At 57.0% G+C, this 25,769-nt stretch carries 23 protein-coding genes; 9 read left to right on the top strand and 14 right to left on the bottom strand.

What is annotated here, in order from left to right; translation table 11 throughout:
- Positions 1-220: 220 nt before the first annotated feature.
- A complete protein-coding gene (locus tag ACQKP1_RS25145; RefSeq protein ID WP_092938916.1) occupies positions 221-1,378 on the bottom strand; it encodes a site-specific integrase in 1,158 nt (385 codons plus the stop codon).
- 80 nt (positions 1,379-1,458) lie between these two features.
- On the opposite strand from ACQKP1_RS25145, the gene ACQKP1_RS25140 reads away from it, so the two are divergent.
- The 3 genes from ACQKP1_RS25140 to ACQKP1_RS25130 all read left to right on the top strand — a co-directional run bounded on the left by ACQKP1_RS25140 (position 1,459) and on the right by ACQKP1_RS25130 (position 3,502).
- Positions 1,459-1,737 (top strand): type II toxin-antitoxin system Phd/YefM family antitoxin, encoded by a 279-nt coding sequence (locus ACQKP1_RS25140; protein ID WP_077549226.1) that lies wholly within the window; start codon positions 1,459-1,461, stop codon positions 1,735-1,737.
- Positions 1,724-2,155: a plasmid maintenance toxin (PemK-like) gene (locus ACQKP1_RS25135; protein WP_313291410.1), complete on the top strand. Its 432-nt coding sequence runs from the start codon at positions 1,724-1,726 to the stop codon at positions 2,153-2,155. The genes ACQKP1_RS25140 and ACQKP1_RS25135 overlap by 14 nt, the downstream gene beginning before the upstream one ends.
- 207 nt (positions 2,156-2,362) lie before the next feature.
- Positions 2,363-3,502: an RHE_PE00001 family protein gene (locus ACQKP1_RS25130; protein ID WP_427277429.1), complete on the top strand. Its 1,140-nt coding sequence runs from the start codon at positions 2,363-2,365 to the stop codon at positions 3,500-3,502.
- A 162-nt stretch (positions 3,503-3,664) separates the two neighbouring features.
- Here the strand turns inward: ACQKP1_RS25130 and ACQKP1_RS25125 are convergent, their stop codons facing one another.
- From ACQKP1_RS25125 to ACQKP1_RS25085, 9 genes are all read right to left on the bottom strand, one after another.
- Positions 3,665-5,335 (bottom strand): UvrD-helicase domain-containing protein, encoded by a 1,671-nt coding sequence (locus ACQKP1_RS25125; protein WP_427277428.1) that lies wholly within the window; start codon positions 5,333-5,335, stop codon positions 3,665-3,667.
- A complete protein-coding gene (locus ACQKP1_RS25120; RefSeq protein WP_427277427.1) occupies positions 5,332-7,272 on the bottom strand; it encodes an ATP-dependent nuclease in 1,941 nt (646 codons plus the stop codon). The genes ACQKP1_RS25125 and ACQKP1_RS25120 overlap by 4 nt, the downstream gene beginning before the upstream one ends.
- A gap of 258 nt (positions 7,273-7,530) precedes the next feature.
- Positions 7,531-9,378 carry an AAA family ATPase gene (locus ACQKP1_RS25115; RefSeq protein WP_427277426.1) on the bottom strand — a complete coding sequence of 616 codons (1,848 nt, stop codon included), beginning with the start codon at positions 9,376-9,378 and terminating at the stop codon, positions 7,531-7,533.
- Positions 9,375-9,866, bottom strand: a complete 492-nt coding sequence (locus ACQKP1_RS25110; protein ID WP_427142581.1) for an ABC-three component system middle component 2 — start codon at positions 9,864-9,866, stop codon at positions 9,375-9,377. The genes ACQKP1_RS25115 and ACQKP1_RS25110 overlap by 4 nt, the downstream gene beginning before the upstream one ends.
- On the bottom strand, positions 9,854-10,948 hold the full coding sequence (locus tag ACQKP1_RS25105; protein WP_427277425.1) for an ABC-three component system protein: 1,095 nt from the start codon (positions 10,946-10,948) through the stop codon (positions 9,854-9,856). The genes ACQKP1_RS25110 and ACQKP1_RS25105 overlap by 13 nt, the downstream gene beginning before the upstream one ends.
- A 270-nt stretch (positions 10,949-11,218) precedes the next feature.
- Positions 11,219-12,211 carry a DUF4238 domain-containing protein gene (locus ACQKP1_RS25100; RefSeq protein WP_427277424.1) on the bottom strand — a complete coding sequence of 331 codons (993 nt, stop codon included), beginning with the start codon at positions 12,209-12,211 and terminating at the stop codon, positions 11,219-11,221.
- 295 nt (positions 12,212-12,506) lie between these two features.
- A complete protein-coding gene (locus tag ACQKP1_RS25095) occupies positions 12,507-12,941 on the bottom strand; it encodes a hypothetical protein (RefSeq protein ID WP_427277423.1) in 435 nt (144 codons plus the stop codon).
- Positions 12,942-13,149: 208 nt separating this feature from the next.
- Positions 13,150-14,469: an MFS transporter gene (locus ACQKP1_RS25090; protein WP_154722881.1), complete on the bottom strand. Its 1,320-nt coding sequence runs from the start codon at positions 14,467-14,469 to the stop codon at positions 13,150-13,152.
- Between the two features lie 12 nt (positions 14,470-14,481).
- The gene (locus ACQKP1_RS25085) at positions 14,482-14,757 is read right to left on the bottom strand and encodes a metal-sensing transcriptional repressor (RefSeq protein WP_054148722.1); all 276 of its coding nucleotides are present in this window, start codon (positions 14,755-14,757) and stop codon (positions 14,482-14,484) included.
- Positions 14,758-15,097: 340 nt separating this feature from the next.
- Here ACQKP1_RS25085 and ACQKP1_RS25080 point away from each other — a divergent pair, with 340 nt between their 5' ends.
- From ACQKP1_RS25080 to ACQKP1_RS25070, 3 genes are all read left to right on the top strand, one after another.
- The gene (locus ACQKP1_RS25080; RefSeq protein WP_112590912.1) at positions 15,098-17,314 is read left to right on the top strand and encodes a heavy metal translocating P-type ATPase; all 2,217 of its coding nucleotides are present in this window, start codon (positions 15,098-15,100) and stop codon (positions 17,312-17,314) included.
- Between the two features lie 120 nt (positions 17,315-17,434).
- On the top strand, positions 17,435-17,932 hold the full coding sequence (locus tag ACQKP1_RS25075; protein ID WP_232365670.1) for a copper chaperone PCu(A)C: 498 nt from the start codon (positions 17,435-17,437) through the stop codon (positions 17,930-17,932).
- Positions 17,933-18,061: 129 nt separating this feature from the next.
- Positions 18,062-18,646 carry a hypothetical protein gene (locus ACQKP1_RS25070; protein WP_148169280.1) on the top strand — a complete coding sequence of 195 codons (585 nt, stop codon included), beginning with the start codon at positions 18,062-18,064 and terminating at the stop codon, positions 18,644-18,646.
- Positions 18,647-18,720: 74 nt separating this feature from the next.
- Here ACQKP1_RS25070 and ACQKP1_RS25065 read toward each other — a convergent pair whose 3' ends face one another.
- Entirely contained in the window at positions 18,721-19,866 is a 1,146-nt protein-coding gene (locus ACQKP1_RS25065; protein ID WP_427277422.1) for a DUF882 domain-containing protein, read from the bottom strand.
- Positions 19,867-20,172: 306 nt separating this feature from the next.
- On the opposite strand from ACQKP1_RS25065, the gene ACQKP1_RS25060 reads away from it, so the two are divergent.
- On the top strand, positions 20,173-21,498 hold the full coding sequence (locus ACQKP1_RS25060) for an Nramp family divalent metal transporter (RefSeq protein WP_112590907.1): 1,326 nt from the start codon (positions 20,173-20,175) through the stop codon (positions 21,496-21,498).
- A gap of 228 nt (positions 21,499-21,726) precedes the next feature.
- Here ACQKP1_RS25060 and ACQKP1_RS25055 read toward each other — a convergent pair whose 3' ends face one another.
- The gene (locus ACQKP1_RS25055; RefSeq protein ID WP_112590905.1) at positions 21,727-22,143 is read right to left on the bottom strand and encodes a MerR family transcriptional regulator; all 417 of its coding nucleotides are present in this window, start codon (positions 22,141-22,143) and stop codon (positions 21,727-21,729) included.
- A gap of 123 nt (positions 22,144-22,266) precedes the next feature.
- Here ACQKP1_RS25055 and ACQKP1_RS25050 point away from each other — a divergent pair, with 123 nt between their 5' ends.
- Positions 22,267-22,776: a copper chaperone PCu(A)C gene (locus ACQKP1_RS25050; RefSeq protein WP_112590903.1), complete on the top strand. Its 510-nt coding sequence runs from the start codon at positions 22,267-22,269 to the stop codon at positions 22,774-22,776.
- 54 nt (positions 22,777-22,830) lie between these two features.
- Here ACQKP1_RS25050 and lspA read toward each other — a convergent pair whose 3' ends face one another.
- The gene (lspA, locus tag ACQKP1_RS25045) at positions 22,831-23,340 is read right to left on the bottom strand and encodes a signal peptidase II (protein WP_112590902.1); all 510 of its coding nucleotides are present in this window, start codon (positions 23,338-23,340) and stop codon (positions 22,831-22,833) included.
- A gap of 273 nt (positions 23,341-23,613) precedes the next feature.
- Positions 23,614-24,219 (bottom strand): transglutaminase-like cysteine peptidase, encoded by a 606-nt coding sequence (locus ACQKP1_RS25040; protein WP_427277421.1) that lies wholly within the window; start codon positions 24,217-24,219, stop codon positions 23,614-23,616.
- A gap of 962 nt (positions 24,220-25,181) precedes the next feature.
- Between ACQKP1_RS25040 and ACQKP1_RS25035 the strand changes: the two genes are divergently transcribed.
- On the top strand, positions 25,182-25,715 hold the full coding sequence (locus ACQKP1_RS25035; protein ID WP_112590898.1) for a hypothetical protein: 534 nt from the start codon (positions 25,182-25,184) through the stop codon (positions 25,713-25,715).
- The last annotated feature ends 54 nt before the right edge of the window (positions 25,716-25,769 follow it).

Raw genomic sequence — 25,769 nt, 5'->3', positions numbered from 1 at the left:
TGTCGAAACCCAGCACTTCCGAACCAAGGCCGATCCTGCATGCCGCGTGCTGCATTGCAGGGTAATGGTCTCGCAATATCGGAGCGACCACTGTCTGATAGTACCGTCGCGAAAGAGCTATTCCAATTCCTTCTGGCATCAAATTTCCCATCAGCGAGCTTCACCTCGCATGCCCAACGGAGATGTCCGGTGCGTGTCCCTTAGGGAGCTCATTACCGACCTAGAGAAGCCTGGCTGCTCTGCCACTCCGTCTCGTTGCGCTGTTGTAGTATTCGGATGCCTGTTGGACGGATCGATGCCGGGATTGTTCCATAGCTTCGGGTAGGGGGATGCCGCGATTGGCCGCTTCGGTTAAGTAGCCGGAGCGCAGGCCATGCGCTGAATACTCCGCAGGATCGAGACCAGCCATATCTGCACGCTGCTTGACGATGTCGTTGATTGCCTTCGGATCCAGCGAACGCTTGGAAACATTGCCCCAGCGATCAATCGCCCGAAACACACTGCCGCTTTCGATCCTGGCAAGCGCGAGCCAGGCATTCAGCGCTTCGACAGGCCGGCCCGTGAGATAGACGATTTCCTGATTGTCAGCGCCGCTGGTCTTGGTGCGACCGAGATGGATGGACAAGGAGGGCAGGGGAGGCGACCCTTCGACAGGGATGGGTGCTTCCATGACCAACTGCTCCTTGCGCAGTCCGGCAACTTCGCTGCGGCGCCGACCACCGGACGCGAAAGCAACCATCAGGATCGCCTTGTCTCGGATATCGCGCAGGCTGTTGGACCGGCATGTGCCAATCAACTTGGACAGGACATCGCCTGTCACCGCCTTGGCGCTCTTGCGCCGTTTAGGGCGCGGGGTTGCTCGTACTGCCAGTCTTATCGCCGACTTGAGAGCAGGGGAGGCGAAGGCGCCAACCAGTCCGCGCCATTTGGTCAACGTCGACCAGGTGGCCAGGCGACGGCGAACCGTATCCGGGGCATGCGGCCCCGTCTTCCGCAGAAAACCCTGGAGCCGTAGCTTGTCTTCGATGTCGGTAGGCATACCGTGGCCCGGATCTGTCAGGCGTTTCTCAGGATCCCAAAGGTGATGGGCGACAAACTTCAGCAGGAGAGCCTCGGGCGCGGGCCAGGGGAGTGACCGGCCCGTGGCCGCCAGCGCCCATGCCTGCAGATATGCGAGATCAGAGGTCAGGGCACGCAAGGTGTTGGCGCCCATGCCCTCATTGACCAGATGCCGAAGTGTCTCGACATCCTGATCTGTAAGAAGTTCGGCCAGTTCGTCGCGGCGTTCCAATGGAAGAACGGCGGCGATAGTGTCCAGTTCTTCCAAACGCCGCGACACCAACTCGTTAGCCGACAGTGATATCGCCGGCTTTCGCATCATGGTTTGATCCCCGGGGAATCAGCAGGTTTGCAAAAGTTCCGGAAAGCCCGTATATTCCGGAACAAAGGAGATCTACTATGACGTCGATTGTGACGGCAGCTGCCGTTTCGAAGAATTTTGGCGCCTACCAGGATGCGGCCGTGCGAGAGCCGGTCATCATTACCAAGAACGGCCGGCCGCGCACGGTGCTCATGGCCTATGAAGATTACGTCCGCCTGGCCAAGCGCGATCGGCGGGTCGATCTGACAGCTGCGATCAGTGACGACGAGCTCGACGCGATCGAGGCTTCGACGATGGAGCCTGGCTTGGATCATCTCAATACCGAACTGCTGATGGACAAGAATGCTGCCGATTGAACCCAAGGTCGGCTGGGTCTTTCGCTATTCCTATCTCTGGCACTGGCAGCATCTGGACGGACGGGAAGAGGGTGACAAGGACCGCCCCGCTGTCGTGCTGGCCATTGTTGCAATGCTTGAGGACGGGACACCTGCAGTACGTGTCCTGCCGATAACGCATTCGCCGCCGTCTGATCCCCACGATGCAATCGAAATCCCGCCGGCTACCAAGCGCCGCCTTGGTCTCGACGACGAACGGTCGTGGATTGTACTGACTGAAAGCAATCGCTTCGTCTGGCCGGGGCCTGACGTTCGCCCTGTTGACAGCGAGAGCGGATATCACGGGCCATTGCCACCGGCCTTGTTCGAAGAGGTAAAGCGTCGTTTTGTGGAGCTCGCGAGAAGCCAGCGTCACAAGGCGACCGTTCGCAGCGATTGAGCTGTTCTTTACTCTCTCGTTCACCCTCAAGCCCGCGCGTCCAAGTGTCTTTCCCACCGTGATTTGCCGGGAATCTAAGCCTTCAACCGCGTCAAGTCAATCAGCTCCGATAAGGGTCACTTATCGGTGGTTATAGCCTCAACTCTCAATCATACCATGTGAGGAATGCTAACTTTGAGATAGAGTTCCCATAAGAAATCATTTATCATGATTTCAATGGCTTACGATGTCGCGAAAATCAGCATGACAGCCCTGATACGGCCGGCCTTTGACGCCGGCATCGCGCTCACGCGTCTCGACGAGCGCATCGCCCGTTCGCCAGTCGGCCAGGGCTTCCTCGAACGATCGCAATTTACCGACGCCTGCGCCTCGCTGTGGATCGACGGCGAACTCGTCCATCTCGAAGACCTCGTCCTCCACGACGCCACCCGCGATATTCGCACACCGACCCACGAGCTGACCATCGCCCGCGACGTCCTGCGCACCCGCCGGCGGATCACCGCGCAAGTACCCGGCTGGGCGTTGTCCGCAGACGGCATTCGGACCCTGCGAAAGACTGCGGAGATCACCCAGCTCGACACAGACGAGGAGACGACCGCCGACGCCGTCCGGCGCGCGGTCGCTAACGATCCGGAAGGGGAGGGGGAAGACGCCGACGACATCGAAACTCTTCCTGGCGTCGACTACGCCGCGATTGATGCGGTGCTCGCCCGTTCGGACGCGGCGATCGAGAACGCGACCAGGCCCGGCCGTGGCAGCGCGTCGGAAAGAGATCCGATGATTTATGACCTCGACTGGGACGAGGATGCCCGGCTCGACGAGTGGCGCGGCGTGTTACGTCAAGGCCAAGAACTGCCGGCGGTGCTGCAGGCGATCGTTGCCCTCGATACCTGGAACGAGCTTTCTGTCCTGCAGCACGCGCCGTGGCTGGGTCGGCTGTTTTCCGCCTCCATCCTGCGGCAGGCCGGCATCACCACCGGCGCCCATCTCGCTGCCATCAATGTCGGCCTGAAAACCATCCCGGTCGATCGGCGCCGCAGTCTCGACCGGGAAACCCGGCTGCTCGCCATCGTCCACGGTCTTTTGGCGGCCGCCGAGATCGGCATGAAAGAGCATGACCGTTTGATACTGGCGAAAACGATGATGGACCGAAAACTGGAGGGGCGCCGCGCTTCCTCCAAGTTGCCGGAATTGATTGAATTGGTGATGGCAAGGCCGCTGTTGTCGGCCGGGATGGTGGCGAAGACGCTGGACGTCACGCCGCAGGCGGCGCGGCGGATTGTTTTGGAACTGGGGTTGCGGGAGATGACGGGGAGGGGGAGGTTTCGGGCGTGGGGCGTAGTATAATGGTGGCGCCAACGTCCGTCGCTGGCTTCCGGCGCGGGTGAACCCCTGTCGTTCACGCTCGCCCTCGCTATGATGACCACTGTGATCTTCTTCGCACGCGCTTACTCTTGGTCTCCCTCGCCTAGGTGTCCCGATTGGGGTGTGCTCTTTCCCGATCGATTTTCAACGATAGGTCTCGGCATATTTCAGGAACTCGGCATGAGGCTGTCGGGCACTACCCCAGAGACGGTGGGACGGCCATCCTTCGGGCCGCTCGCGATGGGCCGCCACAGAGAGGATGAGACGCTCCTTCGCCCGAGATATCGCAACGAAATAGGCGGATCGCTCATCCACAGGGTTCGACCAGAAGGTTTGTGCCTCGACACCCATTACGATGACCGTGTCGAATTCCAGTCCCTTGCTTTTGTGGATCGACATGACGCGGACCGCCCGGTCCGCTGAAAAGGCCGAGAGCGCAAGCCCGATGTCCGGCTCGTTTGAAAGAACAACATGCAGGCGGTCAATTGCTGACTGAACCAGTTCGTCCAAACGGTTGGCCTGCCCGTAATCCGACGACATTGCGACCACAGCGTCCCGGCCTACCAGTGCAAAGAGCTGATCGACGATCGTTTGAAGTCCTGCGCGGTCGCCCTTGGCGATCGTGCCGGCGGCAATCGCAGACCGGATCTCTTCGACAAACCGCGCCCATCGATGCCTGGCGCGATATTCCTGCTCCTCGTCCATGCTATGGGTATAGATGATCGCGCTCAGAAGTCTGCGATGTGCGTCGGCATTCGCAACGGTCCCCGCCACCAGAAGCAGATCGGTGATGAGTTTGACGACAGGCTCGGAGGCAAAATCTTGCGTACTGTCTTCCTCCCGGAACGGGATCCCGTGCGCCTGAAATGCTTCACGCAGCCGCTGGCAGACGAACTGCTGGTCGCGGCTGACGAGAACCGCGATTTGCGACGGCGCTACCCCATCATTGTCGATCCTGTCCCTGATCGCGACGGCCAGCCGTTCCGCCTCGTCGACCGCATCTGTCGCTTCAAGGATCTCGATCACGCCCTCGTCGCCCGCAAGCTCGGCATCATCGACCGCGCCCGCCGGGTCCATGGTGCGGACCATTGCATTCTGCATCCTGCGCAACCGCGGTTTGGCTCGAAAGTTCTGATAGAGACTGAGGGGCACGGCGGCGAAATCCGTCGCAAAAACCTTGAAAATGCCCTCCAGGGCTCCTGCCCATCCCATGATCCTCTGGCGGGTGTCGCCAACGGCGGTCAGTCTTGCCGATGAGGCCAGAAAGCAGTCGGATATCAGCTGGTACTGCTCGCTCGTGCAATCTTGAAACTCATCGAGGAAGACGTCGCTATAGGTGTAGCGTATGGCATTGCGAGCGATCGCGTTGGTCTGAACGATGGTAGTGGCAAGCGGTACCATGTCCTTGAATGTAATCGACTGCCGTTCGACGCGGCGCGGGCCGACACTATAGTCGTCGTCGAGCTGATCAGCGCCGGTCAAAGCCGTCCGGAAACGGTCGATAATTCGCTTTGCAAAGGCATGAAACGTGTAGCTGTCAAACCGGCTTGCCAGATCGTTCCCGCATCGCAGACGAACCCGATCCTTCAGATTCTGGCTGGCGTCGACCTTGAACGAGATTGCGAGTATCCGGCTTGGATAGCGGCAGGTCGCGGTGCGAAGCAGGAAGTCGGCGCGTTGCGCCAGAACCTCGGTCTTGCCCGCACCCGGCCCCGCCGTGATGGCCAGATGCCCGGCGGTGGTTCGGGCCGCCAGAAGGGCGTTCGGTTCGAGGATGAGGCTGTCTGCCGGCTTCCACCGTTCGACGGGGATCATTCCGGTATCGCTTTCAAAGCGGCCAAAGCATATTCCGTCAATCGTTTCAGCGACCCGGGGAGCGACGCAACAAGCGCTGCGTCATCAAGTTCGGCCATTGCGCGGATATGCCAGACCGGCTTGCTGCCCACCTTGAAGCGCTTGTGGTAAGGACCGAAATAGGTCTGTTGCGCCGCCTCATACTGATCGACCGCGCCATGAGACTCACCGAGCACGGAGTTGATTTTGGCCTCTGTCGGCGCCACCAGTTCGGCGGCTTCCACCGTATAGGCCTGCGGGAAAGCCGTCATCATCGCAAAGTCGAGGTCGAGGGGAGAGGAGAAAAAGACGCCCTGTCCTTCGAGGAAGGACAACCATTTCCCGGTATCTTTCAACAGTCGAGGTTCAGCGTCCCACGCTGTCATGTTCTTGATATGGTCGGGTGTCAGCGCAGTCTTTTTTACGTCGGCATAAGCAAGCAATTGCTGGCAGGCATATCGAACCCGACCCCAGCCGCCGTCGTGACGGGCGAGATCCAGATCAAGGAGGGTGACGAAGGGGATTTCGAGCCCGTGCAGCAGGCGCCAGAAATGGTTGACATGCCGTCCGCCAAGCGGCACGACCGAGATGGAGGCATCATCGATCCTGGTGCCCATGGCGCTGATCACGCGCGGTAGAACCACCTCCTCGCTGTCGCCCTCGCCAAGGACGACATAGCGGGAAAAATAAAGTTCGGGGAACGCCTGTACGGCTTCGCGCACGAACTTGAACGCATCGGCATCCTTTTCGCTGTCGGGGAGCTGGATGGTCCTAACCCGTGTGGTGCGATCGGCGGCAAGCCGAAGATACCGAACGAGCTTCGGATCGATGCGGCGCATGATCGATGCCGAGTGGGTTGCCAGAACCGCCTGGGTATCCTGTCCCTTGGAGAATGCGGACAGACTGGCGACCACACGTCCAAGGTAATGCGGTGAGAGGCTGTTTTCCGGTTCCTCGACAGCGATCAGCGTGAAGACCGCCGGGCGCAGCTTGTCGATATCGAACTCGGTCTTGAGTTCGCCTCGCAAAACTCGCTGGTTGAGCTCGTGGACGCCGAGCACGATCGAGAGATAAAGGACAGACTGCTGGCCGTCGCTCAATCTTGAAAAATCGACGCTCGGTTCGTCGTGGCCGGGCGTGAAGACGACGCTCATGTGGCGCAGCAGCGCTTCGATCTCGTTGCGCCCGAAGAACACCGAAGGGCTCGCGAAGTGGCGGCCAGTGTGCAGGACCTCCCATGACTTGCCGAGTGCCTGCGTCACACTGACCATTGCGGCATTGCCGGCGAGCGCTGAGCTGATCTTTTCGGTCAGGCCATCGACGGTCGATCTCTCCGTAGTCCAGTTTGCGGCTCTGAGCACCCGCCCAAGCAAGGCACTTGCCGAATAGGAAATGTGGTCGGCGGGATCGCGGCGCGCCGGCAGGTAATGGACCTGGATGCTCCCCCGTTCCTGCTTTGAAACGCGTGTCTCGGCCTTCGGCTCGCCGTTAGCGTCGACCTTCAGGACGTTGGTAAAATTCTCTTCGACTTCGCCATCCTGATCGAGCGTCGCGCTCAGGCGAAAGCGAACCTGTGCCGGGCCTTGCGGCGCCTCAAGCTGCATATGCGCAAATGCGCCAGGCACCGCAGGCTTGGGCACACCGTCGTCGTTCAGCAGTTCAGGAAACTGGAAATCGGCCTCGATCCACAGGCGCCGATCCAGTGGCGCCTCCTTCTCGTCGTTGGGAACGTGAAAATCCAACTTGCGGACTTTTCGCTGAGCCGGGTCGAGGCTGAACATCCTCGCCAAAGCCTGCAGAACAGCCGTTTTGCCGGAGCCATTCGGACCAAGAAAGAAAGTCATGTCGGAGAGGTCAATAACGGTTGCCGTTTGACCAAAAGATCGAAAGTTTTTAAGCCGTAAGCGGACCAATTTCATGACGAATCTCCTCGCAAATCGATAACAAGAAACCGAGACGAGCGGAAGTTAAGGCCGCAGGTACGATGTCCAACGTGACGCGACTGACGTGCCGTAGCACGCGATCCAGGGGGCGGCCAGGCTGTGCGCCTACGATGCCTTTCTGAAGGTGTTGATCCGGATTTCCTCTCCGAGGAAGGTGGGCGCGAACGACGAAATCAGGGTCCGCTCCTTCAGCCACGACGAGAATTGCTGATTGGCGTCATTGTTCTCGATCGGTCACCGAGGAAACAGCCCGAAGCGACCTTCATCAACCATCCCGGAAAAATGAATCACTCGATCACCGAGTTCGACGTCTGACGGTGGATCCATGTTCTCAACGATAATCGCCTGTCGATCGCTTTCGAGGCCAAGAAGATATCTATAGAAGTTTCCGTTCAGGTTCGTATCGCTCAGATCGTCGTCGGCTCCCTCCGGCTCGCGGTAGGAAAGCAGAGGGGAATCGAGCACGACGATGCCCGGATGGGCCAGATCGTTGTCGGCGCAATATTGCAGCAGCGAGATGGTAAACGCCGATTGCGTAATCGCCCTCAGCCCCTTTCCATAGGAGGTTCGCGGCTTGCCCGAAACGATCAGGTCTTTCATTGTCGTGTCGAAGTGGACGCGATCCACACCCGGAAACCCCCATTGGTGGAGGACACTCTCAACCAGTTCAGTGAACGGGGCGACGACGGTGCTGGTTAGACGGGTGCTCGATGCGGCATCGTTTGAGCCCCCGTCGTTCTGCCGTTCCAGGGCGGCTTTACGACTGGTCAGATCACTCAGATTGCTGAAGAGCCCGAGTGCCTGGCGAACGTTCGCGCCTTTGTCAGCCAGTTCCTTGTAAGTTGAACGTTGTTTTCGCAGGTCGGGTGAGACCACTGTCTCGATTTCAATCGACAATGCTCTCAGGGAGCTTTTCATATTGGGAAGCGACTTCTCGATCGACTGCGCCTCCGTCTTCAGAGCGGTCATCGTTGTTGCCAGCTCCGATTGCCGAGCTTCAATCTTCTGCATCTCTGCTTCGGCAGCCAGGACGGTCACCCCAATATCGCCGTGGCAGACGGCGCTGGAATCATGATGCTCGGGCAAGGCGCCACAGGTCGGGCAAATCTCTTGTTCGAGTACCGAGAAAAAGCTTCCCGCCTCCCGGATGCCCACCAGACGCTCATAATCCGAGCCGTAGTGCTGTTGCAGAAGATTGAAACGCTCGAGGAGGGTGGCGATCTCTGTGTAACGCTCGTTGGTCGCTTCGAGCTTTTGAATAATCGTCCGCCTCTTGGTCGAGATCGTTTTGAACTTTTCCTCGGTGAACGCGAGTTGCTCGACGCGATTGTCCATCGCCTTCGTGAGCCGGTCCTCTTGATCGGCCAATTCATCTCGGGAGCCGGATATCGACGTGATGCGCTTTTGAGCTTCCGCGATCAGTTGATCGAGAAGATCGATCTGCGCCAAACGTTTCTGCTCCTCGGAAGAGGTGCCTTGGCGCGATAGAAGGGCGGTGTCATCGACACCGGTCAGAAGCATTGTGAATACGGAGGTGTTCGCAGTATTCGCAGTGTAATTTCCGTCCGACAACGGAGAACGCTTCTGGATTATTTCCTCTTCGTTGACGATCGCCAGTCTCGCGAGGTTGCGGAAGCTCAGGGCTTGGGTGTCATCTTTCGCATTCTTTTTGATTCTTTTACCTGCTAGGCCGATTTTTGACAGGAGGAAAGAAGAGAGGTTTGATTCATCGCGTTCGTTGTGGATCTCTCCAAGGGTACTACCGCCTGTATCCGGAATCGACGTGTGCAAACCTTCGAACGCCTGGAACTGTCCGCCAGTCATGCCTCTGAGCAGCGTCGTTTCCGATCCGTCGTCGAAGGCGATCGCGAGCAACACGCGCTCATAGCCCTTTGCTTCCGGAATATCGGGGAGGGGACCTTTGCCGCCAAGCATGAAATCGATTGCTTCGACGATATACGACTTTCCGGTATCGGAGGCCCCATAGACGACGTTCAGGCCGGACTGGAACGAGACGATCGCCGGCTTTCTGTCCTTGCCGTGAAAGGAGAGATGACGGATCTGGAAGCCTGAATATGTCATGATGCCGGCCCGGACGCTTCGTCTTGGAACTCAGATACCCAGTTCGAGAGGAGATTTCGCATCAGATCGTCAAAACCCTCATCGCTGTAATTCTCGAAATGGCCTGCGAGCCATTGGGCGCGCTCATACAATTGCTGCAGGTATGGCGTCTGCAGCGCGGAGACAAAGAATTCAGCATTATCGCCCGCCTGAAACAGTATCCCGCTTTCGTCAGCAAGCTGCTCGATGAGCCCTCGTGACATCATCAAGGCAACAGCTGATTGCACGGACTTCCTTCGAACCTGAGTGACAGGCGACATGATCGGGGTCGGCGGATGCAAGTCCGCTGGACCGTCGACTAAGCTGGTTCTCACGACAAGGTAGTCCATGGCGGTCAGCCGGTTCAGATCTACTGCTCGCGGAAAATGCGCGTGCAGCACAAAGACCGCCCTCACACCGGTTTCGAGCGGACCATTGAAAGCGGAGGCTGAGGACACTAGCGTCGCCATGTCAGCTTCCCATCGTTCGCGAGCTGGTGACAAATTCCCCGGCGATCCTTGGGCAGGGCGCTTTTGTTAAGCGGGTGCGCATCGAGAGCGATGGATTGCGCCTTTTCGGTCACGGCCACCACTCTCGCGAAACCGTCAGGATGATCCCCATCATAGGTGTCCTGGATACCATCCAGTATCTCGGCTTGTAATCCTTCGAAGGTTCCGGGCTCCACCTTTTCGCGCACGAACACCCGCAGTGACTCGGCATGATAAAATGCCTCACGGGATCGCTGGAAGTGGGTTTTCAACGTGGAAAACTTGTCTAGCTGCGAGGCGGTTGCGACCGCCTCTCCTTTATGCTCTGAGTAGGCGTCGAGGAGCTTGCTTGTATAGGTCGTCTCCGCTTCCTCGACCTCGGCTGGGACAGCGTCGGGTTGCGGACGCGACGGCAGGCCACCACCGAATCGACTAAGATGGTAGGGCGTTTTGGCATGAGCCTCGATGATTGTCCGCGGCTGTTCAGCAGAAAAGATCCTGAAGTCGAAACTACTGACGTAGTCGAGAAATTTGCCTTCCAGTTTGACCGGACCGGGTGAGGTGATTTTTCCGGCGATGGATTTGTCCCATTCCGCGATTACCTTCGTTTTCAGCTTATCCGCGTTGGTCAGCAAAAGGGATAGCGACGTAGAGGCCCCTTTCGGCGCGATAAAGCGGCATGCTCTCGGCGCTTTGTATACGCCCGAGAACGAATACCAAAGGATCTTTCCGATTTCTGGAGCGGCTACGCTGAAACCCAAGGGGGCACTATAATGCTTGCACTGATGATTATCCCAAGTGCCGAGCAGCTTGTCTGCGTCGCAGAAGCCGGCAATGTCTATTCCCTTGTCACCAGCGCCGGTCGGACGCATGACGCCGACATAAGTAGATTTGAGAGAATGCACCCATTCGTCGATGAACGTTTCCCACTCGCTGGCCTCATAGGTCTGAATGATCTTGAGGGGATCAATCCGTGGTCCGTTCTCGAATTCGTGCGCTAGCAGGATCCTAGCGGACGGTAGGTCTTTCACCGCGTCTTGTAAAGAAATCAATGTCGCCTGCATTGCAGCCCTGCGCTCGAGCCAAATCTTATGTGTTTTAAGGTTTTAGTCATAGCAGGGGCAATGATACATGCAACCTCAAGTACGTCGCTTAGTGCTGGTGACCGCCTCTTTCCACCTTCATTCTGTTTATTCCAGAAATCGAACTATTGACACCACGAATCGCCGTTGCATGTCGTAACGGTCGAAGGCGCTGTGATGAACTTTCGATCCCACGCCCTAGCGTTGCCCGCATTCGCAATTTGGTCGCGATTATAAATTTGTGTCGGGTTTTTAGTTTTTAACTTGATCAATCTTTGCCGGGGCGGCTTTCGAAATCCGCAGTGTAGAGACGATCATCTGGCCGCCACCCTGTGGTATCCGCGAGATTTCTGGCTCAATCTTGAACCACCGGTGTTTTTCGACGAACGCCGGGATCCAAGGCAGATCCTCCGAGAAGTAGACCACGCTCTCCGCGCATTGTACAATCCGGCGATTGATCTCCGCTGCATCTTGGCGCCGAATGTTGATCCTACGGGTTCTCAGGTTCGCAAACCTTAAATCCAGCCGGCCTCGTTGTTCGAGGTCCGGCAGGATGCGGATGGCGAGACTGGGTGCAAGAGGCAGGATCCGGTTGACTATACCAGCTCGCCCCGAAGGCTCGATTGCAAGCGGATAGTCGCTTGTGAAAAACGGTGTTGATGGATTCTCATTAATAAGAATGTCCCAGCATGAATTTCCCCAGATCGACGTACTACGAAGGATATTGGTGATCCCCATGGATTGCGGATACTTGGGATCGACCGTCACCAAGACTTCCTCGCTGTCCAACAGCTGGGCCAACGTCTTGCCTCTGAACACGGAGGGTGGCGGCGGAAGCATACCCGATTCTTCAAGCATGGCGGTTGTCACGGCGACGGTTTCCTGAAGCGGTCGCGAATGGATGCGCATACCGCCAGGCGCGCATCCCTGGACATAGGCAGCGAAGCCGGCAATCGCGAATACGGATTCGGGATCGAGTCGACCTTCTCGCAGCTTGACCAAAGCAGAGTTGTACCTTGGCTCCACGCCGTGCAAGAATTCCTCAATGACGCGGGGTTCCTGCAGATAGGGGTTGGTGCTGCCGTCCTCGATGCGACATTGGCTATAGGCGTCACAGGTATAGCGCTTCAAGTCCGTTTTCTTCATCGCATACATGCGCTCCCCGAGCGCTGGAGCGTAGAAATTCTTCAGATGGACTTGGGAGACATAGTGATCAAGAGCCACAGCAGCACCTGAATGGACCATAGAGCGAATGGTGGATTGCCGCCGAGTGTTGCTCAGCAGTAGGCGCCGGATTCGTGCCTGTCATCTTGTCAAGCACGCCGGCGATATGGTTTGGCGTGGTTGTTTCCAGAGATCGGACGCAACAACCCCTCGCCCAGCTCAAAAGCTTGCTCCTATCTCAGCAGAACCAGAGCGTGTTAGATTTGCGGACTTGGGTAATAGAGAATTCCGTGATGCCTGTCCGGGCTTTGTCGGAATATGACCGACAAAGCCCGGCAGCAGTGTGCGTTGGGAAAGCAAGATTAGCAGATCCATGCTAGTCCTCCAGAACAGGCGGGAGAATATCCTCCAATTGCCGTATGACCGAATGGTAAGCCGCTCCTAAAGTAGCCTGAGTGTAATTATCGTAAATCATGAAGTCCGCCTCATGGAGGACACTGGATGTAAACTGCTCATGCCAGACCGAATTCGCGGCGACAATTACCGCTTGGTCGATCTCTGTAAACTGGTCGGCTGTGATGTCGATGATGATATCGCCATGCTGGATCCACGCATGGGTATGGTCGCCTTTCTCGCCAAGCACATAATCGAAGGTGCCTAGACCCTGCAATTTGAGAAAATGCCCTAACAGTAGTGTCGCGTCTCCGCAGGCACCATGTGGGAACGATTGCATAGTGATCGGCAACTGGCTGCGAGGCGTCGCCTCAATCGCGTCGCGGAAACGTCGGGCGAGATTATCGAGTTGATCCATATCTAGATTCTCGCTGCTTTCAGACAAATGCAAAGGGCATTATCTCAAGCATTCAGTGCCTTAACGTCAACTTATATAGCTGGTCTTAGGTTCGAATATCATCAAGGCGAGGCTGTGAGAGCTATTGCTCCAAAAGAAGACATTCGGATGACCGGACTTATAGCTACTACGGGCGTACAGCGGTAAGTGACCCCTGCATCAGGATGGATTAATGCTCACGTGGCCAGTCCGGATGTAGCCGATCGATCATGAAGGCGTGACTGTGCCGGTGACCGTGGCGATGGTGTCCCTCGCGCAGATGCGGGTCGTCATCTGCAAGGTCATCGTGACTGTGTTCCACCTCGGCTTCATCTGCCATCTCCCACAGTGACAATGCGGCAACCAGACCCGCCGCGCCCATTGCCGCCATAACCAAGGCGGTCCCAGGAAGACCGATTGCGACGCCGAGCCACCCCGCGAGTGGGTAGGTTATCAGCCAGCAGGCGTGAGACAGCGCGAAATGGGCGGCGAAGAGCGCCGGCCGATCCTCCGGATGAGCTGACCGCCGCAGCAGACGGCCGGATGGTGTCTGAACGACGGAGTAGCCAATGCCGAGCAGAAACCAAAGCGCCAGCAGCAGACTGTAGGTCTCGATGAATGCAGTCGCGATCAGGCCTGCACTGAGAAGTGCAGCGCCGTAGAGCATGACGAACCTGTCTGAAACTCGGTCGAGAAGCCTGGGCAGCAAGAGCGCCGCGAGCATCGAGCCCGACCCGAATGCCGCGAGCGCAATCGCCGTGTCGGAGGCTGTCAGTTCGAACTTTGCCTGCACGAAGACGACGGTATTGACGATCACTATGGCGCCTGCGGCAGACACCGTGAGGCAGAGCGCGAGCAATCCCCTCAGCCGCGGCGTCGCGAGATAGATCTTCAAGCCGCGTGTCGTCCGCTCGTAGATGCTCCGGCGCTCTTTCGCGGGATGATTTGGCAGCGTCACGGAAACGACGAGTGCCGCTGAGGCCAGGAACCCGAAGACGGTTCCGGCAAAGAGCGAATGGAAGGAGATGACCGTCAACAGGGCCGCCGCCAGGATCGGGCTGACAAGGCTTTCCAGATCATAGGCGAGACGTGAGAGAGAAAGCGCCCGGGTATAATCCTTTTCTGCCGGCAGGACATCGGGGATCGTCGCCTGGAATGCCGGAGTAAAGGCGGCGGACGCAGACTGGAGGACGAAGATCAGGACATAGACCTGCCAGATCTCCGTGACGAACGGCAGACAGAGCGCGACTGCGGCCCTAATGACATCGAGCGTAACCAGCATGGCCCGGCGCGGTAGCACCTCTGCGAAGGCTCCGGCAACCGGGGCGACAGCCACATAGGCGATCATCTTGATCGCCAGCGCTGTGCCGAGCACCGCTCCGGCACGATCACCCGCGAGATCGAAGGCAAGCAGACCAAGTGCGACTGTGGCAAGCCCCGTTCCGAGGAGCGCGATGACCTGCGCGAGAAACAGACGCCGATAGGTTCGATTGCGCAGAACATCCAGCATCGACCGCGTCCTTCAGAGGTACTTCGTGATGGTCTTAAAGTCGTCGATCGTCTTTCGCTGCGAGAGATCCAGCGCGCCCACCGTTTCCTCCAGGCAATGGTCGAGATGGTCCTGGATCAGCGTGCGCTTGGCGTTGCGGACTGCCTTTTCGACGGCATCCAGTTGTTGCGCGATGTCGAGACAAGGTTTTCCTGCCTCGATCATGGCGGTGACACTCCTCAGATGGCCTTCGGCACGCTTGAGGCGCTTGATGATATCGGGATGCGTTTCGTGTCGATGCTCGCTCATGGGCAATTCCTATCCCCCTGGAGGGGATATTTCAATCGGCTTTCTTGTTCCCGCCATCAGTCAGAGCAACCGCGTTGGCCATGAAGTTTTGGGTGGACGATAATTCGGATCCGCTCAAGGCGTTTCGAGACTTGGTCATGCCCATCAGCTTTTAAGCACCGCTGTGGCGGCATTGCAGGGCTCGCGGCCCTCGCACCAATTAGTCGATATCAAGCGCCCCTGTCGAACCGCGAAAGTTTTTGCTTGCACCTCTAGTGGCTAGAGGTCGTACGATTAATCTTTCACAATGTGAGGATTTCCAGTGAGCGACTCGTTACAAACTCGTTTCCGGGTAACCGGAATGGCACCCCCTATCCTGCAGGCACGTTTCCGTATCGGCGGAATGGATTGTGCGTCATGTGCCGCCAAGATCGACACGGCCATCAGACGGATAGACGCTGTCGAAGACGTCGCCGTGTCGGTGACGGCCGGAACCATGACGGTCAAACATCGGCAATCAGCGGATATGAAAGCCATCGAAAAGCGGGTCTCCGGTCTCGGTTACACGATCGTGCCCATCCCAGGAACCGACCGGCACTCATCGTCTACTATCCAAGAAGCTTCTCACAACGCCCACGCTGGACACGACCACGGATCGAAAAGCTCGGCAGAGGGCAAATTTGAGGGACTCCACGGTCACGATCATGGTTCTTCCGAAGGTCCTTGGTGGGCGAGCAAGAAGGGGCGCCTGACGATCTTGGCAGGGGCATCACTGGCCGTCGCTTACGGCATTGGGTACCTGGTCCCGGCGATCGAGACCTACGCCTACACGATAGCAATGCTTGTCGGCCTCGTGCCCATAGCCCGAAGGGCTATTATGGCCGCACTGGCTGGCACGCCATTCTCCATCGAGATGCTTATGACGATCGCCGCTGCTGGCGCACTGGTCATCAATGCGACCGAAGAGGCTGCGGCGGTTGTTTTCCTCTTCCTTGTCGGCGAACTGCTCGAGGGCGTCGCCGCTGGAAAAGCGCGCGACAGCATCAAGTCGCTTACGGCGCTCGTTCCCAAAACGGCGATATTGGAGGAAGGCAGCGAGACTCGCGAGGTGCCGGCCGAAACTCTTGCGGTCGGTTCAATCATTATGGTTCGCCCTGGCGACCGGATCTCCGCCGATGGTGTCATCATTGCAGGTGAAAGCTCGATTGACGAAGCGCCAGTGACTGGCGAAAGCGTGCCTGTTCGCAAGGCGGTCGACGACACTGTTTTTGCAGGCACCGTAAATGGTGATGCGGTTCTGCGTGTCAGGGTCACGGCCGCAGCCGCAGACAATACGATCGCCCGTGTCGTTCGTCTCGTCGAGGAAGCGCAGGAATCCAAGGCTCCGACTGAGCGCTTTATTGACCGTTTTTCAAAATACTACACACCCGGTGTAGTTGTCGTTGCCGCTTTGGTGGCGGTCATCCCTCCGCTTTTCGCAGGTGGAATATGGAGTGAGTGGGTTTACAAGGGACTTGCTGTCCTGCTGATAGGCTGCCCATGCGCGCTCGTAATTTCGACCCCGGCTGCGATCGCTGCATCACTGTCGTCGGGCGCACGCCGCGGCCTGCTCCTCAAAGGCGGCGCCGTTCTAGAAGGACTTGGCAACCTTACGGCGATTGCTTTCGACAAGACTGGCACGCTCACCGAAGGCAAACCGCAGGTGACTGATGTGGTCCCGTTCGGCCGGGAAAGTGAGGACGTCCTTCGGTTTGCCGCAGCGCTTGAAGTGGGATCCAGCCATCCTCTCGCCCTTGCGATCTTAAGCAAGGCCAAGGAGGAAGGCATCGTACCTCCCACGGGGACCGATGCGAAGGCTCTCGGCGGCAAGGGTGTTTCCGCCATCGTAGATGGTGTCGAGGTCTTTTTTGGCTCGCCCAGGGCTGCAGCAGAGCGAGTTCCGGTTCCAGTTGCTCACTTGGAGAAGATCACGTCTCTCAACGATGAAGGAAAGACCGTGTCTGTACTGGTCATTGGCGATGTTCTCGCTGGTGCCATTGCCATGCGCGACGAGCCTAGAGCCGATGCTGTTGCGGGCCTCAAGGCCCTGACGGATGCAGGCATAAAGACGATCATGCTGACAGGCGACAACAAGCGGACCGCCACCGCCATCGGTGCGCAACTCGGCATCGAGGTCCGTGCGGAGCTGATGCCTGAAGACAAGCAGCGGATCGTGGGCGAATTGAAGAAAGAGGGCTATGTTGTCGGCAAGATCGGCGATGGGATCAATGACGCGCCAGCGCTAGCGGCAGCTGATGTCGGGATTGCTATGGGTGGTGGAACGGACGTGGCGCTGGAGACGGCAGACGCCGCGGTTCTCCACGGCAGGGTGGCTGATGTCGCCCTTATGATCGATCTCTCGAAACGTACTATGCGCAACATTTTCCAGAACATTACCATCGCTTTGAGTTTGAAGGTGGTATTTTTGGTGACGACTATCCTGGGCATCACGGGCCTGTGGCCTGCAATTCTTGCCGATACGGGTGCGACAGTCCTTGTAACCATGAATGCGTTGCGGTTGTTACGTCCCATTCGCTGAACGCGGCGCCACCGGCGTTCCAGGTCTCTTTCAACTTGTCGTCATGCCAACCTGTTCAGACCTCTCGAGAGATGACGGTTTCGGATCTGATGTATCCCACTAACTATGCGGAGAAATTACGTGCCATTTCAAAAAACACTGGCTTGCGGGCTCGTTGCCTTGACGTGCGTGACTGCGTCTTTCGGTCCTGCATCGTCTCATGATTTTACGGTAGGGAGCCTGGAGATAAAGCATCCGTGGTCCTTACAGGCTCCTGTGGTTGCTCCGGTTCTTGGCGGTTATCTGACGATCGTCAACACGGGCACGACGGATGATCGCCTTCTTGGAGGAAGCAGTCCGGTCGCTGAGCGGTTTGAAATCCACGTATCATCTGTCGTCGACGGAGTGGCGCGTATGCGACCCGTCAAGGAAGGCATCACAATAAGCGCCGGCTCCACTGTGAAGCTGGAGCCGGGCGCCGCACACATCATGTTTGAAAAACCGATGCAGCGTCCTGCGGAGGGTGAGAAGTTCAAGGCAACGCTGCAGTTCGAGAAGGCAGGGCCCGTGGAAGTGGAGTTTGTCGTCCAAAAGGGTGCAACAGCAAATTCGGATGACCACGCTGGGCACACCCCATGATCCTCAGTGAACGCGTGTAGGCTGCAGGCGGGTCCTCTGCGGGGAACCTCGATTAACCTTTTTGCTTCATTCGGTTTCAAGACTTCGGTGGTTAGATCTGGGCATAGGCTCCCACCGAAGGTTTTCTCCATGCAGGAACGAAGACGGCGCATCTTAAGGATCAGCTTGGCGGTTTTATTCGGAGCACTTTGTGTCGGCGGTGCCGGTGGTGCGGCTGCAGTCTATTATGGTCCAGAAGAGCTTTTGGGTTTATCGGCTGAGAAGAGCGGTGCCGAGTGTCAGACCGTCGCCACAGCCAAGGCGCGGGATCGCGACGGCATCTGGATCCGGCAGTTCATCGTCACAGAGCCCGTGGATGAACAGGTCCGTCTTCGGACCGCCCTGCGTGTTGCCGAATCGCTTCGCAAGGTCGAGGCGGGTCATCTAATCCAGATTTCCGTTCTGGACAGCAAAGGGCCAACCACGGTCTCCGGAATGCGGGGTCGGGCAATCGGCGCCCAAGTGACCGTCATTCCCAGTCCAGTTAGTGACGTAGAAAAGCAGAAAGGCGAATTATCTGGCTTTTCCATTGAAGGTGAGGCTGGCTCGGACGGCGAGTTTCACGGTTTACGCTTCGACGCCAAACCTGAAGATCTGGCAGCAATCGCTGCAGGCTTTGCCGACGCTACAGGCTGTTCCAACGATGTGCAAACGCCGGCCCCTGCTAAAAGCTGAAGCACAGCCGCAGATTCGAACATCGACGTGCGAGACGTTTGTTGCAGCCTGGCACAACGGCTCCGACCCTTGATTTAGGGGGCGATCTGGGTAGTCCTGATTGCAAACAGTCGTGCAGACATGAGGGGCGCTTTCAATCCCGTAGTGGCGCCTGGAGCCGATAGCGCCCATGTCATTAGCGTTTCCTGACCATCAGCCTCCTCGTCAGCATCTCTGTCTGCTGCAGGGATCGGAAATAGCGCGATCAAAGCTGCCGGCTCCGGCAGATCAAGGATGGCGGAAGGGCGGAAACTCTCAATCTGTGTGCGATCAGTGATCGGGCCAAGTGAGGCAACCTCGACCTCAGGTATCTCCATTTCGGAAGTAGGGCGTGCAACTGGTACAGGAATGGCCAAAGCGCTTAAATCGGTGAACTCGGACGTTGCCTCGCCGACCATGGTCTGCCGGCTTGTTTGAAGATCGAGCGCGTCCTGCGCTCGGCTCCGTCCAGTCGGTAGCATTGCGGTGACCAAGCTGCTCCTGTTTGACGAAGTGGAAGTGAAATTACTGTCGTCATCTCCAGCACTGGAAGCGATCTCGATCGATTTTGCGCCGACGCGCCGACGATAATCGGCGACTGCCAAATCGTAGCCGGGGAGAGGGCGGCCATCAGAGGGAAGGTGCATTGTTTTTCCATTGGGAAAGATCCGAGCCAGCTCTTTGCGCGTCATGCGGGGCCATGCACGGACATTGCCGACATCAAGATGGACAAACGGAGATCCCGATGCGGGATAGTACCCCACTCCACCGACTTGCATCTGCATTGCAAGTGATCGCAGCTTGGCCAGTTTGACGCCCGGAATATAAAAATCCATCGCCTTGCCGAGGGTGTGTTGGCTGTTTTTTGCGACCCCACTATCCCTCGATCGTCCTCGGAGCATCTTGTTTGTCCCCGGGGAGCGATAGGCAGAGACTATATGGATATAATTGTTTGATCCGCTGCGCTGGTAAACTTCCCACACAAGATCGAGTAGACGGGGATCGATATTCGCTGGCTCGTTCTTGCGCCAGTCACGCAGGAAACGGTTGATCTGACCAAGGCCACGGGCATCGAACTTCCCGCCCCGCTTGAATGTGATTGTCGCACGTTCCCCAGTGTGCGTGAAAAACAGCTTCAGCGATCTGTCGGTCGCGGCTGTCGCAAGTGACGACGAACCCACCAGCACTACCACTGCGAGCATCACTGCGATTGTAGCCGTCCCCACGCACCGCATGAACCCGGATAGGACGGATGCGGCTGGACAGGGTCTGACGCAAGCTGGGAACTCGCTCACTGGTTACTCCACACTTGACGGCTCTCTGAGTACGGGTCTGGCGAACATTGCTGCCACCCACGGATCGCCATCAGTAAATCCGATTATGGTCAACAAAGCCCTAATAGATCCCAATTGGTCAGGATCTGAACGGTCCCGCTTGCATGAACAGCCCCTTTATGAGAATGATTTGCAATTGCAAATAAGGGCGGGCTTTGAAAGCACGGTGAGACGATGGACAGACCGGTGAGGGGATGGCAGCGAACGGTTGGCGAGGCATCCCTTTCGGATGTGCACCGGTCGATAAAGGTCGCGTCAGGAGCTGGCACCTTCCGAAGGGCGATGGCGTTCTTCGGCCCCGGCTATCTTGTCGCAGTCGGGTACATGGATCCAGGCAATTGGGCGACATCTCTGGCCGGGGGATCGCGCTTCGGCTATGCGCTGCTCACGGTGGCCCTGGTTTCAAACATCATGGCGATCGTCCTTCAGTCGCTATGCGCGCGCCTTGCCATCGCTTCGGGGCGCGATCTTGCGCAGGCCTGTCGTGATGCCTACCCCAAACCGGTCGCCATGGTGCTGTGGCTGCTCGCCGAAATTGCGATTATTGCGACTGACATCGCCGAGGTGATCGGCACTGCAATCGGCCTAAACCTCATTTTCGGAATTCCGCTCGAGCTGGGAGTGGTCATCACTGCTCTGGACGTATTCTTGATCCTCTACCTGCAAAAGCTTGGCTTCCGTTGGGTCGAAGCGCTTGTCATAACTTTGCTCGGCGTTATCGCCGTCTGCTTTGCGGTTCAGATCGCTCTTGCTGATCCGGACTGGGGTCAAGTGATCCTCGGCTTCGCTCCAACGACAGAGATCGTCACCAATCCAGACATGCTCTATTTGGCGCTCGGCATACTGGGTGCGACCGTCATGCCGCACAATCTCTACCTCCACTCTGGCATCGTGCAGACGCGGGACTTTGGTGATACGCTGCCTGAAAAGCGCGAGGCTCTTAAATTTGCGACGATCGACTCTACGGTCGCCTTGATGTTCGCTTTGCTTGTCAACGCCTCTATCCTCATCCTAGCTGCCGCTACGTTCCACGAAAAGGGGCTGACTTCGGTCGCAGAGCTGGGTGAGGCTCATGGTCTGCTGGCCCCGTTGCTAGGTTTGGCCGTTGCACCGACATTGTTCGGAATCGCCCTGTTGTGCTGCGGCATCAATTCAACGGTGACGGCGACGCTTGCGGGTCAGATCGTGATGGAGGGATTCCTGCAGATCCAGCTTGCACCTTGGCTTCGCCGTCTGATCACCCGGGGGATCGCCATAATACCCGCCGCAGGTGTCACGATAGCCTTCGGGGACAGCGGCACTGCCCAACTTCTGATATTGACCCAGGTTGTGCTTAGTCTCCAACTTTCCTTTGCGGTTTTCCCACTGGTCATGTTTACCGCCGACGCTGCTAAAATGGGAGAGATGAAAGCACCCCTATGGCTCTCAGCTTTCGCCTGGATCATCGCCATCGTGATCGCTTTGCTGAACCTGAAGCTGTTGGTCGACTTCGTTTCGTGATGCAGTAGCCACGATAGACCCATCTTTTCCGGAGTACTTCGAACCACTCCGAGAGGTAGCGGGCACCTTGATGTAACCCTTACGAGATTTAGTGCCTGTGCCACTGATGCATTCTATAAGCCTAAACGATGTGTGTGACTTTGTGCGCGCCACGCATCGCACCGACAAAACAGATCGGCATCAACTGGAATGACCGCGTACTCAGCGTTAGGCGTTCGAACGTGAGCGTCAGTCGTGCTCGGTGGCGCACATATCGTGGTTCGCCAAAGCCCTGATCACATAGCAATCGCGTACTTGATTCGAATGGCAGTGTGTTGAGATCCGTTCGAGTTCGGCTTCCAGCTTCTTCAACCTCTCGATCTTCTGTCGGATTGTGACGAGCTGTTCGGCAGCTATCTTGTCGGCCTCCGCACACGGCTTTTCGGGATGCTGGCTGAGCTCTATAAGCTCGCGAATAGCTTCGATCGTCAGTCCAAGATCGCGGGCGTGCCGAATGAATGAGAGGCGTTCCTGCTCGCTCTTCGAGTATCGTCGCTGATTGCCCTCAGAACGTTCCGGCGGTGAGAGCAGTCCCATCTGTTCGTAATATCTAATTGTTGGTACCTTGACGCCGGTGGTCCTGGACAGATCTCCGATCGTGAGCATGCTTCCTCCCTCTCCAGACGCGGCAGGTGCAGGCCGCGACAAATTAGCCCATCACGCGAACCTGAACCCTCGGGCAACCGAGAGGTATGTAAGCAATGGTTCGGCACATGTGAGGATTTACATATGGCAAATCAAGCGAAACGTTGGCGTGTGGCAGCCGGCGCATTTTTTATCGCCGGTCAAAGTGGCGTATTGGCTGAAGTGACAAATGGTCTTCATCAAATCAGCTACGATGCCTTGACCATCGAACACGCCGAATTGGCTCTGACGCCGGACGGGGCAACGGATAAAGCATATGTCACCGTCTACAATGGTACGCCCGATGACATGGCGATTGTCTCTGTCAAGGTCGCAGGGTACACGACTGCCACACTCGTGAGCCCAATGGCGAAATCCAAGGGCTTCGAACAAGTGCCGCTGTCGGACACCTATGTCGTGATACCCCGAAAGGCGGAACTGGACATGGGACCGGACTCGGTTTTCATTTCACTGGTGCGTAACTCGGGTCCTCCCAAAGCAGCAACAATGACGCTGAAATTTGATGACGGAACCTCGCGTGCTGTCCCGCTTGAGATTATTGCTCCAGATTCTGCGGAAACCAATCATCACCATGGAGAACCAAATCGCGAATGAAAGCCACCAAAAACTGGAAGTTGGTGCTTTGCTTTGTCCTCGCGCCGCACGTCGTCAGGAATTCGTCGACGAATGTTCGTCTTTGGTCTGAACTACCGAGGCCGCCACAAGGACAATGGCACCGCAGACGATGAACACATCCGCAATATTGAAGGCAGGCCATGACCACCCGAACGCGTGAAAATCTAGATAGTCGGTAACTCTCAAGTTCATCAAACGATCGACGACATTTCCGCTCGCACCCCCAGCCATTGCCGTGATGGCCATTCCTTCCAGCACACTGTTGGCGAATACTGCCCAGATCACTAGTCCGACAACGATGCCCCCTTGAACTGTGGCGAACATCCGGGGTGCTGACACGATGGTGTCGGAAAATAGTCCGAAGCTGACACCCGTGTTGTAGGTGAGCGTCAGGTTGAAAAAGGGGGTCAACTCAATGGCCCCCGTTGGGGCTTCCAGAAGCTCGGCCATGACGGATTTGACGGACAGATCGATACCGCAGATTACGACAACCCCGAGGACGATAAGGGTAAGCCTGAACAGGCCTTTATTCGAGAATAACATTTTCAGTTCCAGGCTGAGCACGCTCTGACATGCGCGAAGATTTGCAAGATTGGCCGCGAGCGAGATTTCATGCTCACAGGGTTCTTGCCATACGACCTCCAGGAACTAGAGCTTCAAGCGTAAACTTGGGCGCCAGCTATTGCATCAAGGAAACGTGTAGTGGCGGCCGGAGCTCATCATCCGAGCTGGGTCACCAGTTACTGCGAGGTTTCGCCTCGTCAGGCATCCCCGGCTGACTGCCGCAGGGTCGGCCGGTCTACCTGGTTAGTCGGGTTAGTGAATGCCGCTGACTGCCGTTGTGTCTCGACCGTCCCTGATCTTCACCCATTTCCCCGGATTGCGTGAATCCTGACGCTTGAGGTAGGTATATTCAGTTTCTGACCAATTTCTGATTTCACCACGCAGGTTGTCGAGGATGAAATCGCCCATCTGTGATCGCACCGTCAAAACAGCATGCCCGGATCCGTCCGGCTGGAGTACAACTGTGATCAGCAGATTGGAGACCGCGATCCCGCGTCTCATCAAAAGCTTGCGCTTCAGAAGAGCAAAGTCCTCGCAGTCGGCTGCGGTGGTAGGATAGTTCCAAAATTCCTCGACGCCATAGATCTCGATATCCTCGATGGCCGGGATTGTATTGACGACCTGGTTGACCTCAACGAGGCTATTCCAGATCTCCTCTGTGAGCTTCAGGCGTGCGCGATCTGCAGCGTTAGGCTGGCATTCTTTTTGATATCGTTTGCAAAATTCGAAGTGGCCGATCGGTTGTGACGTCGCCCCGGCGACAGGCATGGAATCCCACGTTGCCGCTTCCGGTTTCCAGGCGGCGCCGGTCGAAAAGATCGTTATGGCGAAAATTGCGAGCAGAAATCTAGCGGTCATAAGTCGTCCCTGTGTGCTTGGACGATTTATGAGGATCGAACACGACCATCACGCAAAGATATTCAGTGCAATTTTATCGGCTTGTGTCGAATTCAGACACTTTCCTATTGGATCGCCAGCTTGTGAACGACAGATAGGCCTCTATGCCGATCCAGCCCCCAAGACCAATGGATGCGACCATGCCCGCGATGGCCTCGAAGGAGTCATGTCCTATGCCCCAGCAAACGACGGCAAAAGCAATCTTAACGGACACAAATCCCGCCAGCGAAAACGCAACGATCATTCCAAGGTTCTTTGAGATTTGTGTAATTGACGCGATCATATCCCAAGTTTAGAGGCGACGGTCTTACACGGGGAAATCAATTCTTATTGTCTGCATGAACCGTTCTGCGGCAAGGTCAGCGCACCAGCTTCACGCAATGTCAAACAGGTTGAGTGTAATGTGTGATGATGTTGCGGCTTAGAAAATCGATTCGGATTTTGTGTGTGGCACTGCTTTTGGCAGTTGTCATCATGGGTCCGCGTGGCTCAGTCGCGCGAGACAGCAGCTCCGGGCCGACGATATGCATGAACGTCCATCAAGGGACTGGGTCTGGCGGTACCCATGCGAAATGCCACCATCTGGTCGAACATTCCCACGAGCTTCTGGCTTGCATACAGAAAAGCGCTCCAATTTCGGAGCGAATGAGCTCTGCCTATAGAGTCTCACCAAATCGGTTCCGCATCTTCGCCGGCATCGATCTCCTTGATCCTCCTCCCCGAGCCTGACCTTCCCGATTAAAGCGCACGGATCGTCGACGAGTTTCCGTAGATGTTGGATTGGGTCCAACACGCGGCTTGAAAGCGGCTCTCATCGAATAAAGGATCGAGCACTGTCCAATCACGCCTGAATGCGATGACAAGACAGCGATCCGTCGAAGGATCCCGGCGTAGCACCGGTTGGTCCTCATGGAGATCAGTAAATGTGGAAGATTGCATTCTCCGGGGTGTGGTGTGTCGTAGTGTGTTTGGTTGCTGTCTACGCTGGTTTCCAGTGGGCACCGGCGCCCAAACAGGTTGAGGCGCAGTCTCCTAGGCTGACCGAACATGAGGTGGTTAAGTCGGCGATGGTGACCGTACCGATCATTCGGGAGAACAAGGTTGACGGTTACGTCGTCGCGGAAGTGACGATGACCGCAAATGACGAGGCACTCCGCGCTAGTCCCAGTCCGGAGGCAGAACTGACGGACGAATTGATCGCGACACTGGTGTCCACACCGGTTCTTACCGATCCCGAATTCGCAGCTGACACCCTGAGGTTAGATCTGGTGGAGCGGATGAACAAGCGGACTGGTCTGCAAGCCTACTATAAAACTCTGATCACCAAGCTCGATTACCTCACTGCAGCAGACATGGACCGGATGCGCACCTCCGGGGCAAGCCCGATGAAGGTAACTCCCCTGGTTGATAAATCTCTGCTCGATGTCGTGCCTGGTCCGGTGCCCAAAGATGGGTAGATGATTGGGTGGGAGAAGCGTTCAGCTTTTCCGAGGGCGACCCCTTGTAGCTCT

The sequence above is a fragment of the Allorhizobium sp. NPDC080224 genome (assembly GCF_050281005.1).
Classification (GTDB): domain Bacteria; phylum Pseudomonadota; class Alphaproteobacteria; order Rhizobiales; family Rhizobiaceae; genus Allorhizobium.
Note: the sequence above shows the minus strand (reverse complement) of the source record. Positions and strands in the feature narration are given on the sequence as shown.